Annotated in this window: 11 protein-coding genes and 1 tRNA gene; 10 read left to right on the top strand and 2 right to left on the bottom strand. The window is 44.0% G+C overall.

The features are described from left to right. The first annotated feature begins 46 nt into the window (after positions 1-46). Positions 47-123 (top strand) — tRNA-Val (locus J7649_RS05255). 341 nt (positions 124-464) lie between these two features. Continuing rightward, positions 465-1,502 (top strand): metallophosphoesterase, encoded by a 1,038-nt coding sequence (locus J7649_RS05250; protein WP_219309689.1) that lies wholly within the window; start codon positions 465-467, stop codon positions 1,500-1,502. 66 nt (positions 1,503-1,568) lie between these two features. Here the strand turns inward: J7649_RS05250 and J7649_RS05245 are convergent, their stop codons facing one another. Continuing rightward, positions 1,569-1,991, bottom strand: coding sequence for an OsmC family protein (locus J7649_RS05245; protein WP_004280142.1), 423 nt, complete (start codon positions 1,989-1,991; stop codon positions 1,569-1,571). A gap of 147 nt (positions 1,992-2,138) precedes the next feature. On the opposite strand from J7649_RS05245, the gene crp reads away from it, so the two are divergent. From crp to clpB, 4 genes are all read left to right on the top strand, one after another. Then, entirely contained in the window at positions 2,139-2,846 is a 708-nt protein-coding gene (crp, locus tag J7649_RS05240; RefSeq protein ID WP_004280141.1) for a cAMP-activated global transcriptional regulator CRP, read from the top strand. 172 nt (positions 2,847-3,018) lie between these two features. Next, a complete protein-coding gene (locus tag J7649_RS05235; protein WP_219309687.1) occupies positions 3,019-4,068 on the top strand; it encodes an NADP(H)-dependent aldo-keto reductase in 1,050 nt (349 codons plus the stop codon). 144 nt (positions 4,069-4,212) lie between these two features. Continuing rightward, positions 4,213-4,578 (top strand): antitoxin Xre/MbcA/ParS toxin-binding domain-containing protein, encoded by a 366-nt coding sequence (locus tag J7649_RS05230; RefSeq protein WP_219309685.1) that lies wholly within the window; start codon positions 4,213-4,215, stop codon positions 4,576-4,578. Positions 4,579-4,833: 255 nt separating this feature from the next. Next, a complete protein-coding gene (gene clpB, locus J7649_RS05225) occupies positions 4,834-7,413 on the top strand; it encodes an ATP-dependent chaperone ClpB (RefSeq protein ID WP_219309683.1) in 2,580 nt (859 codons plus the stop codon). A gap of 182 nt (positions 7,414-7,595) precedes the next feature. On the opposite strand, the gene rlmKL is transcribed toward clpB, so the two are convergent. Continuing rightward, positions 7,596-9,800 carry a bifunctional 23S rRNA (guanine(2069)-N(7))-methyltransferase RlmK/23S rRNA (guanine(2445)-N(2))-methyltransferase RlmL gene (gene rlmKL, locus J7649_RS05220; protein ID WP_219309681.1) on the bottom strand — a complete coding sequence of 735 codons (2,205 nt, stop codon included), beginning with the start codon at positions 9,798-9,800 and terminating at the stop codon, positions 7,596-7,598. 232 nt (positions 9,801-10,032) lie between these two features. Here rlmKL and J7649_RS05215 point away from each other — a divergent pair, with 232 nt between their 5' ends. From J7649_RS05215 to J7649_RS05200, 4 genes are all read left to right on the top strand, one after another. Beyond that, positions 10,033-10,377 carry a hypothetical protein gene (locus J7649_RS05215; protein WP_219309680.1) on the top strand — a complete coding sequence of 115 codons (345 nt, stop codon included), beginning with the start codon at positions 10,033-10,035 and terminating at the stop codon, positions 10,375-10,377. A gap of 224 nt (positions 10,378-10,601) precedes the next feature. After that, positions 10,602-11,618, top strand: coding sequence for an aspartate carbamoyltransferase catalytic subunit (locus tag J7649_RS05210; RefSeq protein ID WP_004280134.1), 1,017 nt, complete (start codon positions 10,602-10,604; stop codon positions 11,616-11,618). Positions 11,619-11,628: 10 nt separating this feature from the next. Further along, complete coding sequence (locus J7649_RS05205; RefSeq protein WP_004280133.1) at positions 11,629-12,864, top strand: dihydroorotase; 1,236 nt, start codon at positions 11,629-11,631, stop codon at positions 12,862-12,864. Between the two features lie 182 nt (positions 12,865-13,046). Continuing rightward, a complete protein-coding gene (locus J7649_RS05200; protein WP_219309678.1) occupies positions 13,047-14,537 on the top strand; it encodes an OmpA family protein in 1,491 nt (496 codons plus the stop codon). Positions 14,538-14,570: the final 33 nt, after the last annotated feature.

Raw genomic sequence — 14,570 nt, 5'->3', positions numbered from 1 at the left:
AAGGCTTGTTTTCGGTCGGAAAAATTTATAATATGCCAAGCATTCTAGGTGTATAGCTCAGTTGGTTAGAGCGCTACGTTGACATCGTAGAGGTCAGCAGTTCGAGTCTGCTTATACCTACCAAGATTCTAAAAGCTCATTCTAAGAATGGGCTTTTTTTATTACGCTATTGAAATGTAATTTTTTTTATTTCATAAGTATTTCAGCCTCCACTGAACTAAATATCAAATATAAAAATATCAGATCAAGCTCTTAAATATTCAAGCAGCATAGTCGGCATTTGCCAATACTTTTAAGAACAAGATAAGCGTCTTCATAAAAATTAAGCTCATGATTTCACTTAAACTTACAATACTGAACATTGATTTATTTAAATGATGATTCATTTTGTATTCAGATCTACATAAATTTAAAGCATACTCATAGAGATATATTCTGTTTTAGACTTAATTCAGGATGCATAAATGAAGTACTCATTTATACAGCAGGCTTTCACTGGCCCCGTGGATATCGTAGGGGATATTCATGGTGAGATTGCCGCGCTGGAACAACTGATCCAGGTATTAGGTTATGACCAGCATGGTCATCATCCAGAACAGCGTAAACTAATTTTTGTCGGTGATCTATGTGACCGGGGGCAAGACAGTGTTGCGGTGATCAAACGCGTCAAACAGCTGGTAGATGAAGGCTATGCACAATGTGTGATGGGTAATCATGAATTGAACCTGTTGACCGATACTTTGCGGGAAGGCAATGGCTGGTTTTTTGGTTCACCGCATCAGGATGATCTGAAGCCTTTTGATTCGATCCAAGCCTCAATCAAAGATCGACAATGGATTCTGGATTTTTTAAATAGCTTACCGTTGGTCTTGGAGTCGGAGCAGCTGCGTGTTGTGCATGCTTGTTGGCATCAAGGATCAATTGACCAATTACGCAATTCTGGCTTTTCTTCACTTGGAGAAGCCTATGCTGATTTCGTTCAACATACAGCGCTGGATCTGCAAGCCTTAGGTATTAATGAATTCATCCAGATAGAGCAGCAACAATACCAACACCAGTTCAAAGACCCAGCTGCAACTTTACCTTTATTGCAACATCTCGCAGAGAAAGAGCTGCATGAGCAAATGCACAATCCGATTCGGGTCATTACTTCTGGTGCGGAAAAAATCGCCTTAGAACCGATTTATGCCGGTGGAAGGTGGCGGATGATCGACCGCGTGCCATGGTGGGACAGCTATACCGACCAAATTCCAGTCATTACTGGACATTATTGGCGGAACTTTAAATCTACTGAAGAAAAAACCGGTTTACTCAAATCGATCGATGCACTGCAATGGTATGGACAGCAACAAAACGTATTTTGTGTGGATTATTCAGTGGGTAAACGCTATCTCGATCGTCAACAGGGTGTCGCGTTCAGACATCGACTCGGCGCCTTAAGATTTCCAGAAAATATCTTGAGCTTTGAAGATGGCAATCAGTATTCAGTTCAGCGGTTCTGAGAAAAGGCAATTTTCTGATACAAAAAAAGCAGCTTTTCCAGCCGCTTTTTTTACAGAATCTAGATTTTATTCTGCTTCGATTATTTCATAATCATGGGTGATTTCAACACCGCCATCAGACAGCATTTTGCTGGCAGAGCAATATTTTTCAGCAGAAAGTTCTACGGCTTTTGCGACCTGTTTCTCTTTAATCGCTTTGCCGGTCACTACAAAATGCAAGTGAATTTTCGTGAATACTGCCGGAATTGTATCTGCACGTTCAGCCTTTAATTCGCAGCGTACATCGGTAATATCCTGACGAGCCTTCTTTAAAATGGTAACAATATCAAAAGACGCACAACCGCCCAGACCCGTTAAAAGCAGTTCCATAGGACGGGGACCACGGTTTTCACCACCGTATTCAGCTGAACCATCCATGATAAGGCTATGACCACTTTGAGTTTTTGCTTCAAAAGCAACATTCTCTAACCAATGAACGCTTGTTTGCATTGCAACTACCTAAAAAAAGCTATAAATTTGTCAAGTAACTGTACACTAACATAAATTGGGTTGATACGGAATTTCAATCCCACTGTGTGACAAGTTCACATTAGGTCTTGTGCGATCTATAAATTATCCATAATCGGAACTGTTAGCATGACTTCAAACTTTTCACAATTAAGCACTGATGCGCTTTCTCCGGGGCAATTACCAGAATCCGTGAAAGCACTGTTAAAACGTGCATATATTAATCGTTATCCAAAACGTACCACGATCATTGATGCAGGATCAGAATCTAAATCTTTATATTTAATTCTGAAGGGGTCTGTATCTATCATTCTTCGTGAAGATGATGATCGTGAAATTGTCGTGGCTTATTTAAATGCGGGTGACTTCTTTGGGGAAATGGGTCTATTCGAGGTTAATCCACAACGTACTGCGGAAGTTCGTACGCGTGATGTGTGTGAAATTGCCGAAATTACCTATGAAAACTTTCACGAAATCAGCAAGCAATATCCTGATCTGAGCTATGCGGTATTTGCTCAATTAGTACGTCGTTTGAAAAATACCACACGTAAAGTCACTGATCTGGCATTTATTGATGTTTCAGGCCGGATTGCACGTTGCCTGATCGACCTGTCTTCACAGCCAGAAGCGATGATTTTGCCGAATGGCCGTCAGATTCGTATTACCCGTCAGGAAATTGGCCGTATTGTTGGCTGTTCCCGTGAAATGGTGGGTCGCGTACTGAAAACGCTAGAAGAGCAGGGCATGATCGAAACCGATGGTAAAGCCATCCTGATCTTTGATGCTTCACTAGAAGAAGCGTCTGAAGCAGTTGCAGATGGTGCCATAGACGAATAATCCAGATATTAAAAAGCAAATCTTCGGATTTGCTTTTTAATGCGTCATTACTTAATACATAAAAATTTAGAACAAGCTTCTCAGAAAAGATGATTTAAGCTCCCCTTATAATTCCGATAGGCTATAGCCCACTTGATCTCAATTCACTGAATAAAATTCACAGGATGTTTTTATGCAATTCAGACCGTTGGCGGATACCGGCATTCTTTTGCCAGAAATTTGTTTGGGCACCATGACCTTTGGTGAGCAGAACACGCAAGAACAGGCTTTTCAGCAACTGGATTATGCTTTAGATCAGGGACTGTATTTCTGGGATACTGCGGAAATGTACCCGGTACCGCCAAAACCTGAAACGCAAGGTGCTACCGAGCGTATTATCGGGAACTGGATCGCTGCACGTGGTGGCCGTGACAAACTCTTTTTAGCCTCAAAAATTGCCGGACCATCGCAAGGTGGTAGCCATATCCGGGATGGTCAAACCCGTTTCGTTGCCGATGAAATTTCAGCAGCCATTGACCAGTCATTGTCACGCCTACAAACGGATTATATTGATCTGTATCAGTTACACTGGCCGCAACGCCCAACCAATTTCTTTGGCAAGTTGGGTTATGGCAATGCTGAAGCGGCAGAAGACCGTGCCGTAACGGATCTGGAAGAAACCCTGACTGCCTTGCAGGATGAAATTAAAAAAGGCCGTATCCGTTATATTGGTCTTTCCAATGAAACCCCGTGGGGCACGATGAAATTTCTGCACCTCGCAGAGAAATTAGGTTTGTCGAAATTCGTCAGTGTACAAAATCCCTATAACCTGCTGAACCGTACTTATGAAATCGGTATGTCAGAAATTGCCCGATATGAAAACGTAGGCTTATTGGCGTATTCACCTTTGGCATTTGGTTATCTGACTGGTAAATTCCGGCATGGTGCACTTCCTGCCAATGCGCGTGTCACCTTGTTCTCCCGCTTTAGCCGTTATAGCAATCCGCAAAGTGAATGGGCAACCGAGCAATATGCCCAGCTGGCAGAACAGCATGGCTTAAGTCTCACCCAATTGGCTTTGGCCTTTATCAAGCAGCAGTTCTTTGTGACCAGTACGATTATTGGTGCCACCAATCTGGATCAGCTGAAAGAAAATATTCATGCATTTGAAATTGATCTGTCGGAAGAGATTCTTAAAGGTATTGAAGATATTCACCGTCAGCAGCCGAATCCGGCACCTTAACTTTGTGCTGATTGAAATGCACCCTCCTATGAGGGTGTTTTTATTTTTAGAAATTAACAAACTTGAGTTCACACAACATAAACATAGATGTCGGAAACTAAAAACGGCATAATCAAATGAACATAAGAAGATAGGCCTTAAAAAATGTATCAAGAAGCCATGACATTACCAACTACAGTATTAGTGAAAGCCACAAGTCGAATAGCCGAGCAATTACAGCTTACGCAATCGGAACTTGCTACCATTCTCGGCGTCCCGGAGCAAGAGGTATTATCACTTGTGCACATGGATGATTTAGATCCGCATACGAGTGAAGGAAAACAGGCACTCGCTTTAGTGCAGCTTTATCAGCAATTGTTTAAGCTTGCTGGTGGCGATTTTGAAGTAATGCGCCTTTTTATCAATTCACCAAATCGCTATCTAGATGATCAGTTACCACGTAGGCTGATCCAAACGCCGCAAGGATTCAGCAAAGTAATCGATCTTCTGGAACGGATGCGACACATTTAAGTCGTCTTCTATTAAATTTCCTGAAAAACCATTAATCTCGATCAGAAAGGAAATTCAATACAGATCATCTGAATAAGCAAATAAAAATTCTTTTTGGTGCTCTTGAAATCTGCTTTATATATACCAATATTATTACTGATATCTGTCTCCTAATATAAATTAAGTTTTTGAAAAATATATAAAAATGATTTGAAATTTTATCAAGCGCACCCATATATCCATCAAGTAGAAAATTTGTTGTGAGGAATAACAAGAATGCGTTTTGAAAAATTTACCAATCGCCTGCAGCAAACCCTTTCCGATGCGCAATCGCTGGCCATGAGTAAGGATCATACTTCGATTGATGGAATCCATATCTTAGCCACCTTGATGGATGAGGCATCCAATGTCAGCCTGCTACAACAAGCTGGTGCTAATCTGCGTGAGCTACAAACCAAGTTGCAAACAGCATTGAGCAATGCGGCAACCCTGACCAATCCATCAGCAGATATCAATCTCAGTCCTGAAGCGGCAAAAGTATTGCATTTGGCAGACAGCTTTGCGCAAAAAGCCGGAGATGAATTTTTATCTACGGATTGGGTGCTGTTGGCACTGGCAGAAACCGGAAATACCAAAACCTTATTAAATAGTGTTGGCGTAAAGGCAGAAACTTTAGGTCAAGTGATTAATCAATTTCGAGGCGATGAAAAAGTCATGAGCAACAATCATGAAGATCAGCGTGATTCACTGAATAAGTACACCATTGATTTAACTGAACGTGCATTGGCAGGCAAGCTTGATCCTGTGATTGGCCGTGATGATGAAATCCGCCGTACCATTCAGGTCTTATCACGCCGTACCAAAAATAACCCGGTACTCATCGGTGAGCCAGGGGTCGGTAAAACTGCAATCGTCGAAGGTCTGGCGCAGCGGATTATCAATGGTGAAGTGCCTGAAGGACTCAAAGGTAAACGTGTTTTATCACTTGATCTGGGTTCTTTGCTGGCCGGTGCCAAATACCGTGGTGAGTTTGAAGAACGCTTAAAAGCCGTTCTGAAAGATATTGCCAAACATGAAGGCGAAATCATCCTGTTTATCGACGAGTTGCATACCTTGGTGGGTGCCGGTAAAGGTGATGGCGCGATGGATGCCGGTAACATGCTGAAACCTGCGCTGGCCCGTGGCGAGCTGCGCTGCGTCGGTGCGACCACACTGGATGAATATCGTCAGTATATTGAAAAAGATGCAGCGCTGGAACGTCGTTTCCAGAAAGTGCTTGTCGATGAGCCAAGCGTAGAAGATACCATTGCGATTCTGCGTGGTTTGAAAGATCGCTATGCTACCCATCACGGGGTACAGATTCTGGATTCCGCGATTATTGCGGCGGCGAAAATGTCGCATCGTTATATTACCGATCGTCAGTTGCCGGATAAAGCCATTGACCTGATTGATGAAGCAGCATCGCGCATCAAAATGGAACTCGATTCTAAGCCAGAAGCTTTAGATAAACTGGAACGCCGTCTGATTCAGTTAAAAATGCAGCTGGAAGCGGTGAAAAAAGATGAAGACTCAGGTGCCAAAGCTGAGATTCAATACTTGTCCGATCAGATCGCCACAGTTGAAAAAGAGTATCATGACCTGGAAGAAGTCTGGCGTGCAGATAAAGCGCTGGTCGAAGGCAATAAAGACGTACAGATCAAACTGGATCAGGCACGTACAGCACTTGAAAAAGCGCAACGTGAAGGTGATCTGGGCGAGGCCGCGCGTTTGCAATATGGCGTGATACCAGAGTTGCAAAAGCAGCTTGAACTGGCTGAAAAAGCCGATGAAAGCGCAACGCCAAAATTGCTGCGTAACAAAGTCACCGACAATGAAATTGCTGAAGTAGTGAGTGCTGCGACCGGTATTCCGGTTGCGAAAATGCTGCAAGGCGAGCGTGACAAATTGCTACATATGGAAGAATTCCTGCATAACCGTGTAGTAGGGCAAGATGAAGCCGTGGTGGCGGTATCCAATGCAGTACGCCGTTCACGTGCCGGTCTGTCAGATCCGAACCGTCCAAGTGGGTCATTCCTGTTCCTGGGGCCAACGGGTGTCGGTAAAACAGAATTGACCAAAGCCTTGGCGAATTTCCTGTTTGACAGCGACGATGCCATGGTGCGTATCGATATGTCAGAATTTATGGAAAAACATTCGGTCAGCCGTTTGGTTGGTGCGCCTCCGGGCTATGTCGGTTATGAAGAAGGTGGGGTGCTTACTGAAGCCGTACGTCGTAAACCGTATAGTGTGATCTTGTTTGATGAAGTCGAAAAAGCGCATCCGGACGTATTTAACATCTTGCTACAGGTACTGGATGATGGCCGTTTAACTGACTCGCAAGGCCGGGTAGTGGACTTTAAAAACTCTGTGATCGTCATGACTTCGAACCTGGGTTCGCAGGATGTACGTGAATTGGGCGGTAATGCCACTAAAGAAGAAGTCCGTACGGTGGTGATGAATGCGGTATCGGAACATTTCCGTCCGGAATTTATCAACCGTATTGATGAACTGGTAGTGTTCCATGCGCTGGAAAAAGACCAGATTCGCGGTATTGCCGATATCCAGTTGGACCGTTTACGTCAACGTCTGGCAGAACGCGATATGCGCTTGTCGGTAGATGACAGCGCTTTCGATCAGCTGATCGAGGCCGGTTTTGATCCGCTGTATGGTGCACGTCCACTGAAACGTGCAATCCAGCAGCGGATTGAAAATGGTCTGGCGCAGAAAATCCTGGGCGGAGAATTCCAGCCGGGCGATACCATTCTGGTGAAAGCTGAAGCAGGTGAGTTAATCTTTGAAAAAATGAAACTTAACTAAACCGGCTCTCCTTGCAAAAAAAACCCAGCCTAGGCTGGGTTTTTTAATCTTATTTTTAACTTCGAGCATCACGACACTTTTGTATTCTTGTTGTGGCGAGCTTTAAAACATTGCTTAAAACTCAGCTCAGGGAAAATAAAGAAGATATCAATCGTGATAAAGACAGTTAATTCATCATCAAATTACACTTGCGGATGACGGATTTTCCAGGCACGGTGAATCTTTTGATTCCGCTTGAAGTCAGGTCCAATGGTTTCCTGGGTAATTTCTTCAACATCAAAGAAGGCCAGAATTTCTTCATCCATCTCAAAACCACGATAGTTATTTGAGAAATACAAGGTACCATCAGTGGTTAAGCGGTTCATCGCACGTTTTAACAGGGACAAATGGTCGCGCTGTACGTCAAAGGTCCCGTAGAATTTCTTCGAGTTTGAGAAGGTTGGTGGGTCGATAAAGATCAGCTCATATTGCTCATGACCTTCTTTTAGCCATTCGAAACAGTCAGAGGCAAAGAACTGATGCTGTTCATCCGCATGATCCACGGTCAAGCCGTTCAGAACAAAATTTTCTTTAGACCAGTTCAAATAAGTATTCGACAGATCGACGCTGGTTGTACTTGCAGCACCACCCAAAGCAGCATGTAAACTTGCCGTTGAGGTATAGCTGTACAGGTTCAGGAAGTGTTTGCCTTTTGCTTCACGTGCAATACGTAAACGCATTTGACGGTGATCCAGAAACAGACCGGTATCCAGGTAATCGGTCAGGTTGACCAGAATCTTGGCTTTGCCTTCCTGCACGATAAAACGTTTAGAAGCTGTACTTTGTTTGGTGTACTGGTTTTTACCTTCCTGACGTGCACGCGTTTTGATAAAGATCGCATCACGGCCCAAACCGGTCACGGCACGAATGGCCTGTAAGGCCAGGTTGAAACGTTTTTTGGCTTTTTCCGGATCAATAGTTTTAGGTGGCGCATATTCTTGTACATGCAAACGCTCGCCATACAGATCTACTGCGACGTTAAAATCAGGTAAATCTGCATCATAGAGACGTAAACAATGGATCTGTTCCTTGACTGCCCATTTTTTTAGAGCTTGCATATTTTTGGTCAGACGGTTGGCAAACTCCATCGCACCTTCAATCGGTTCAAACTGCTGAGGCTGCCAGCTTTCTAGGAATGGACGTACCACTGCGGCCGGTTTAACCGTACCGAAGCGGATATAGATCGGCAATTTACCATTCATCAAACGCAGGATTTGCGGATCATTGAACGCCAGCACATCGGCCTGTTCCACTTGGGAGGCAATCACAGCCGCTTTTTGATTCGGGAAATTCTTTTGCAATAAAGCCGATAAACCCAGGTATAAAGAACGGTTTTGCGCTTTATCGCCGAGACGTTCGCCATATGGCGGGTTGGTCACGAAGAATACTTTCTTGCCTTCTGCATGGAAATCAGGCCAGTCATTTAAAGTCCGTTCTTCGATCATGATATTGTCGAGAGCAGCTTCAAAACCCGCCGCGATAATATTTTGTCTGGTGGCTTTCACCGCTTCCCAGTCCGCATCGAAGGCATAGAATTGTGGTAATGGATTTTCCATTGCCGCTTGATGACGTTCAGCAGCTTCGGCCTTGATGCTCATCCACAGTTCATGGTCATGGCCATTCCAGCCATTAAAACCGAAACGACGGACCAGACCCGGTGCACGGTCGGTCAAAATCATTAGGGATTCAATAATAAAGGTACCTGAACCACACATTGGATCGACAATGATGTCTGGATTAATCTGTTTAAGCTGGCCTTTTTGTAGAATCGCAGCAGCAAGGTTTTCCTTGATCGGGGCGTCAGTCATAAAGCGGCGATAACCGCGTTTATGCAAAGAGTCGCCAGACAGGTCCAGGCAGTAAGTATGTTCTTTCTTGCCTGCCAGAATATACATGGTGATTTCTGGCTGTTTGGTATCAATGCTTGGACGTTTGCCTACGGCTTCCATAAAGGAATCTACGACACCATCTTTGGCACGTAAAGTCGCAAACTGGGTATTGACCTTGATATCACGTTCGACATGCAAACGAATCGCAAAGGTACTTTGTGGTGCAAAAATCAGCGACCAGTCAAAACTGAGAGCCCCTTCATATAATTCTTCTGCCACATCACGGGCATCATGAGAAAATTCAATTTCATGCGTGTGAATCGGCATCAAGACACGTGACGCCAGACGTGACCACATGCAGATACGATAAGCATTTTCTAGGGTGCCTTTAAAGGTTAGACGGCCTGGAAAACGCTCAATATTCTGAACACCTAAGCCTTGTATTTCTTCTTCTAATAAGGTTTCCAGACCATCGGCACAGGTGACCCAATAATTGCTTAAACGTGGAGAGGTATTCATATAATAGAGAGACCAAAAAAGATAAATAAAAAACTGCGCTAAGTTTACCGTATTTTTATATTGAAAGCTTTTGAAATTCTCTGAAAGGCCGTGGCATGTGATAGAGAAAAATAATATTCACACTATAAATTGAGGAACTGGTATGCATTTTGCTCTATACATGGCAAATCAGGCGGTCAGTCGATGGGGAGCGATGGCTGCCTGATTTTTCAATTTTATAATGGGGGTTAAGATGTTAGAGAATCAGTTACGCAACCATGACGCTTTTTCAGTGGCCACTTTAATCTATGCGCGTTTACGACGTGTTTCAGGTCGGGTGATTGATGCAATTTATCTGGTAGAGAACCTGGATTATGCCCGGCATGTGATTCAACTGGCAGAGCAGACCCAAGACCCAGATTTGAATCATCTGATCCAGCGCCTGAAAATGGTACTGGAGATTTCGGAAACAGCACAAGATTCACCAACAGAATCTGCACACCCAAGCCAGCAGGAAGGGCTGATCTCGGTCGAACCGGATGAAGACGATATCTATCGTGCACAGGTGTCACATCGTTATATTGGTGCACTGCGTTAAACTTGAGATGGGTGTGAATGCTCCAGACTGAAGCGCCCGTTGGTTTTGTACTTAAAATCAGCAAGATGCAAATCGGGTTAAATTATCTTATTGAAAAAATACAAAGGAATCTGATTTTTTATTTTTATTGTTCAGATGCTTTTTGTACAAGTAGCAGCGTGGCCAACTATAAAAATTCGCCAATCTCTGTATAATATGTTGACTTAACGCATAAGGAATCTCTCATGCACTTGGCGGCATTGCATACACCGAGCCAGATTCAACTCAATAAAGAAGGTAATCTAAAACACTTCTTGACCATCGAAGGTCTTTCTAAAGAAACCCTGACAAAAATATTGGACACTGCGCAGTCCTTTTTTAATGACCAAAATCAGCTGATCACCAATAATTTGCTCGAAGGTAAAACGGTGATGAACCTGTTCTTCGAAAATTCTACCCGTACCCGCACCACCTTTGAAGCCGCTGCCAAGCGCCTTTCTGCCAACGTTCTCAATATTGATATTGCCCGTTCGAGTACTTCTAAAGGTGAAACCCTGCGTGACACGTTATGGAATCTGGAAGCCATGGCGGCCGATATTTTTGTGGTACGTCATTCATCTTCAGGGGCAGCGCATTTTATTGCCAAAGATGTCTGCCCAACGGTGGCAATTATTAATGCCGGTGATGGCCGTCATGCGCATCCGACTCAAGCGATGCTGGACATGCTGACCATTCGCCGCGAAACCAATAAAAAATTCGAAGAAATGTCGATTGCCATTATTGGCGATATCAAGCATTCACGTGTCGCGCGTTCAGATGTAGCCGCCTTGCAAACTTTAGGCTGTCAGGATATCCGGGTGATTGCACCGAATACCTTGCTGCCATTAGGCTTTGAAGAATATGGCGATGGTGTTCGTCTATTTAACAATATGGAAGACGGCATCAAAGACTGCGACGTGATCATTACCTTACGTATTCAAAACGAGCGGATTGATTCTCCGGCACTGGCCTCGCAAGCTGAGTTCTACAAAATGTATGGCTTGAATAAAGAACGTCTTGCCATGGCCAAACCGGATTGTATCGTGATGCATCCGGGACCAATGAACCGCGGCGTTGAAATCGACTCAAGTATTGCGGATGGTCCGCAATCTGTGATTTTGAAGCAGGTGACCAATGGTATTGCCGTGCGTATGGCGGTGTTGGCTTTATCGATGCAAGGCCAGTTACAAGAACAAGGTTTGATTGAAGCGATTGCGGGTTAAGGAATAAGTCATGACTATTGTAAAAATTGAAAATGTCCGTGTTCTTGATCCAATCCAAAACACTAATTCTATCCAGACCGTGTATCTGGAAAATGGAAAATTCGTTGCAGAAACAGCAGACGTCTCTGAAACGATTGATGGTCAAGGCAAATGGTTAATGCCAACCATGGTCGATTTGTGTGCGCGTTTACGTGAACCGGGTCAACAGCAACACGGTACGCTTAAGTCTGAAGGAAAAGCGGCACGTGAAAATGGCATTTTGCACGTATTTACGCCACCCGATTCAAAGCCAATCGTACAAGATAATGGTGCGCTGATTCACGGTCTGGTCGAAAAAGCCATGCTGGATGGTGGTATCTATCTACAGGTGATTGGTGCGCAAACCCAAGGCTTAAATGGTCAACAACCGGCAAATATGGCGGGCTTGAAAAAGGGCGGTTGTACTGCGGTTTCCAATGCCAGTGCGCCGTTTGCCAATGATGATGTGGTACTGCGTACCCTTGAATATGCTGCAGGTTTAGACCTGACGGTGGTGTTCTATGCAGAAGAACCACAAATTGCCAAAGACGGCTGTGTGCATGAAGGGTTTATTGCATCACGTCAGGGCTTGCCGATGATTCCGGCACTGGCTGAAACCGTGGCGATTGCCAAATATCTGTTGATGATTGAATCAACCAAAGTACGAGCACACTTTGGTCTGTTGTCTTGTGGTGCTTCGGTGGAATTGATCCGTATTGCCAAGGAAAAAGGCTTACCAGTGACCTGTGATGTGGCCATGCATCAGTTACATCTGACCGATCATTTGATTGATGGATTTAACTCTCTTGCACATGTACGTCCGCCACTCCGTTCTGAACAGGACAAAGAATTACTGCGTCAGGGTGTAAAATCAGGTGTGATTGATGCGATTTGTACTCATCATGAACCGCTGAGCAGCTCTGCGAAAATGGCGCCGTTTGCTGAAACGCAGCCAGGATTCACTGCTTTTGATACCTATGTGCCTTTTGGTCTGCAACTGATTCGTGAGGGTTTGTTGACCCCACTGGAATGGGTGGAAAAAGTAACCTTAGCTCCGGCTCGTGTTGCACAAATGGCAGATCGATGGATAAATGAATCAGGCTGGGTGCTGCTAGATCCGGAACTGGAATGGACCCTGAATAAAGAAAGCATCGTGTCACAAGGTAAAAATACCCCGCTAATTAATCAAAAAGTATTAGGTAAAGTGGTTCAAACTTTTGCTGCTTAAGTGATACCAATTTAATAAAAGTCAGCTTCGGCTGGCTTTTTTTATTTTTTAAATTTTTTGTTGGTAAAATGAGTACTCAACAAAAACAGTGAAACTTTATGATATTCATACAATTATTTACATTTTAAAAAAATGGGGATCGTTACACTGATTAAATATTAAACATTAGAAAAATCAAAAGAATGGTGACGATTATGAATATAGACTTTATAGAACGCTTAAAAAGCGATGTTACGGCGATTGTGCTTCAAGGTGAAACCGAGCATTTATTTGCCAAAGATCAAGCCTTGGCTCAATTCTATCCCATATTTTTAAGTATATTGCGTTCACGTCCCGCCTGGATTGAGAATCTTGGTCAGCAACTCAATCCAAAAATCCATGAATTATTCAATGCAAACCCGGCACTTAAGCAGCAGTTTCTGGATCAACTTAATCAGAGCGCGCCGCAAGATGAAATAGAGCATACCTTGAACCGGTCAATTGTACCGACCATGAATTTTTTACAGACTGAAGCAGGTGCTTCGAGTCCGGAAGCGATTAGCCATTTGCTGGAAACCCACGCCGATTCGATTCAGCGCGCATTACCCCTTTGGGCTGGCCCTATTCTGGCAGCGCTTGGAGTTTCACCCTTGGCAGGGCAGAATTTAAATCAGGAACCTGTATTGGCGGAGCAGACCATCATTGTTCAGGAAGAAAGAAAAACCGGCTTTTTATGGCCGTTTATTATTTTTCTGATCCTGGCGGGTTTGATCCTGTTTTTGGTTCGTAGCTGCATGCAGGATGATGTTGAAGATTCAAATACCCAAGCGACCAGTGAAGTTGCTGCAGCTCAGCCTGCATCCTTGCGATTAAGTACAGGCAGTAATGGCGAAATTGTCAGTTGTCAATTACAGCTGAATAATCCGCAGTATATGGAAATTTTGCAAAACGAGATCAAACAGATCTTTAATTATAATATTGGTTGTGGGGCGCTGAGCAGTGAGGTTTATCATTCAGAATTTATTGATCAGGATACTATTCCGACTGTGTTGAGAACAATGCAGGGAATGCCAAATGTGTCACTCGACTGGATTGGCAATCAGGTTTCAGTGCGTGCAGCAACGAATGCAGAAGCCGAGCGTCTGGCAGCACAAATTCGTAGTCTGGCCAAGAATGTCACTGTGGTTACCCAACAGCCGCTCAATAGAAGTGACGTGATTAATACTGCCAATAGCGAAGCAGAACAAGCTTTGGCCAGTATCAAGACCGATAATGTTAAAGCACTGGATGTGGCGACTGCACTGAATTTACAGATCATTAATTTTGATACGGCATCGACTGAAGTTCCGGAAGTCAATAAATTGGTGCTGGATCAAGCTGCTGCATTATTACAACGTGCACCACAAGTTATCCTGAAAGTTAAAGGACATGCTGATGCTCAGGGCAGCGAAGCAGAAAATAAGGTGCTGTCCGTACAGCGCGCTCAGGCGATTACCAGTTATCTCGTTGGAAAAGGGGTCAATCCTGCACAATTACAGGCGGTTGGAATGGGAGAGGATCAGCCGGTTGAACCCAATGCGACACCTGCCGGACAGTTTCAGAATCGTCGCGTGACCTTTGAGGTCGTGAATACCGAAACGGGAATTGTACGTGAAGTAGATGATGAAGGTGTAGTTGAGAAGACAGGAAATTAAGAGAGCGGCCTAAATAAAAAAGGACGAATTTTC

It is taken from the genome of Acinetobacter lwoffii (assembly GCF_019343495.1).
Lineage (GTDB): Bacteria > Pseudomonadota > Gammaproteobacteria > Pseudomonadales > Moraxellaceae > Acinetobacter > Acinetobacter lwoffii_P.
Note: the sequence above shows the minus strand (reverse complement) of the source record. Positions and strands in the feature narration are given on the sequence as shown.

Excerpts from the sequence above, each read along its gene's own strand:
- clpB (WP_219309683.1), top strand. The coding sequence starts at position 4,834 with ATGCGTTTTGAAAAATTTACCAATCGCCTGCAGCAAACCCTTTCCGAT.
- J7649_RS05235 (WP_219309687.1), top strand. The coding sequence starts at position 3,019 with ATGCAATTCAGACCGTTGGCGGATACCGGCATTCTTTTGCCAGAAATT.
- J7649_RS05215 (WP_219309680.1), top strand. The coding sequence starts at position 10,033 with ATGTTAGAGAATCAGTTACGCAACCATGACGCTTTTTCAGTGGCCACT.
- J7649_RS05230 (WP_219309685.1), top strand. The coding sequence starts at position 4,213 with ATGTATCAAGAAGCCATGACATTACCAACTACAGTATTAGTGAAAGCC.
- J7649_RS05245 (WP_004280142.1), bottom strand. The coding sequence starts at position 1,991 with ATGCAAACAAGCGTTCATTGGTTAGAGAATGTTGCTTTTGAAGCAAAA.
- J7649_RS05250 (WP_219309689.1), top strand. The coding sequence starts at position 465 with ATGAAGTACTCATTTATACAGCAGGCTTTCACTGGCCCCGTGGATATC.
- rlmKL (WP_219309681.1), bottom strand. The coding sequence starts at position 9,800 with ATGAATACCTCTCCACGTTTAAGCAATTATTGGGTCACCTGTGCCGAT.
- crp (WP_004280141.1), top strand. The coding sequence starts at position 2,139 with ATGACTTCAAACTTTTCACAATTAAGCACTGATGCGCTTTCTCCGGGG.
- J7649_RS05210 (WP_004280134.1), top strand. The coding sequence starts at position 10,602 with ATGCACTTGGCGGCATTGCATACACCGAGCCAGATTCAACTCAATAAA.
- J7649_RS05205 (WP_004280133.1), top strand. The coding sequence starts at position 11,629 with ATGACTATTGTAAAAATTGAAAATGTCCGTGTTCTTGATCCAATCCAA.
- J7649_RS05200 (WP_219309678.1), top strand. The coding sequence starts at position 13,047 with ATGGTGACGATTATGAATATAGACTTTATAGAACGCTTAAAAAGCGAT.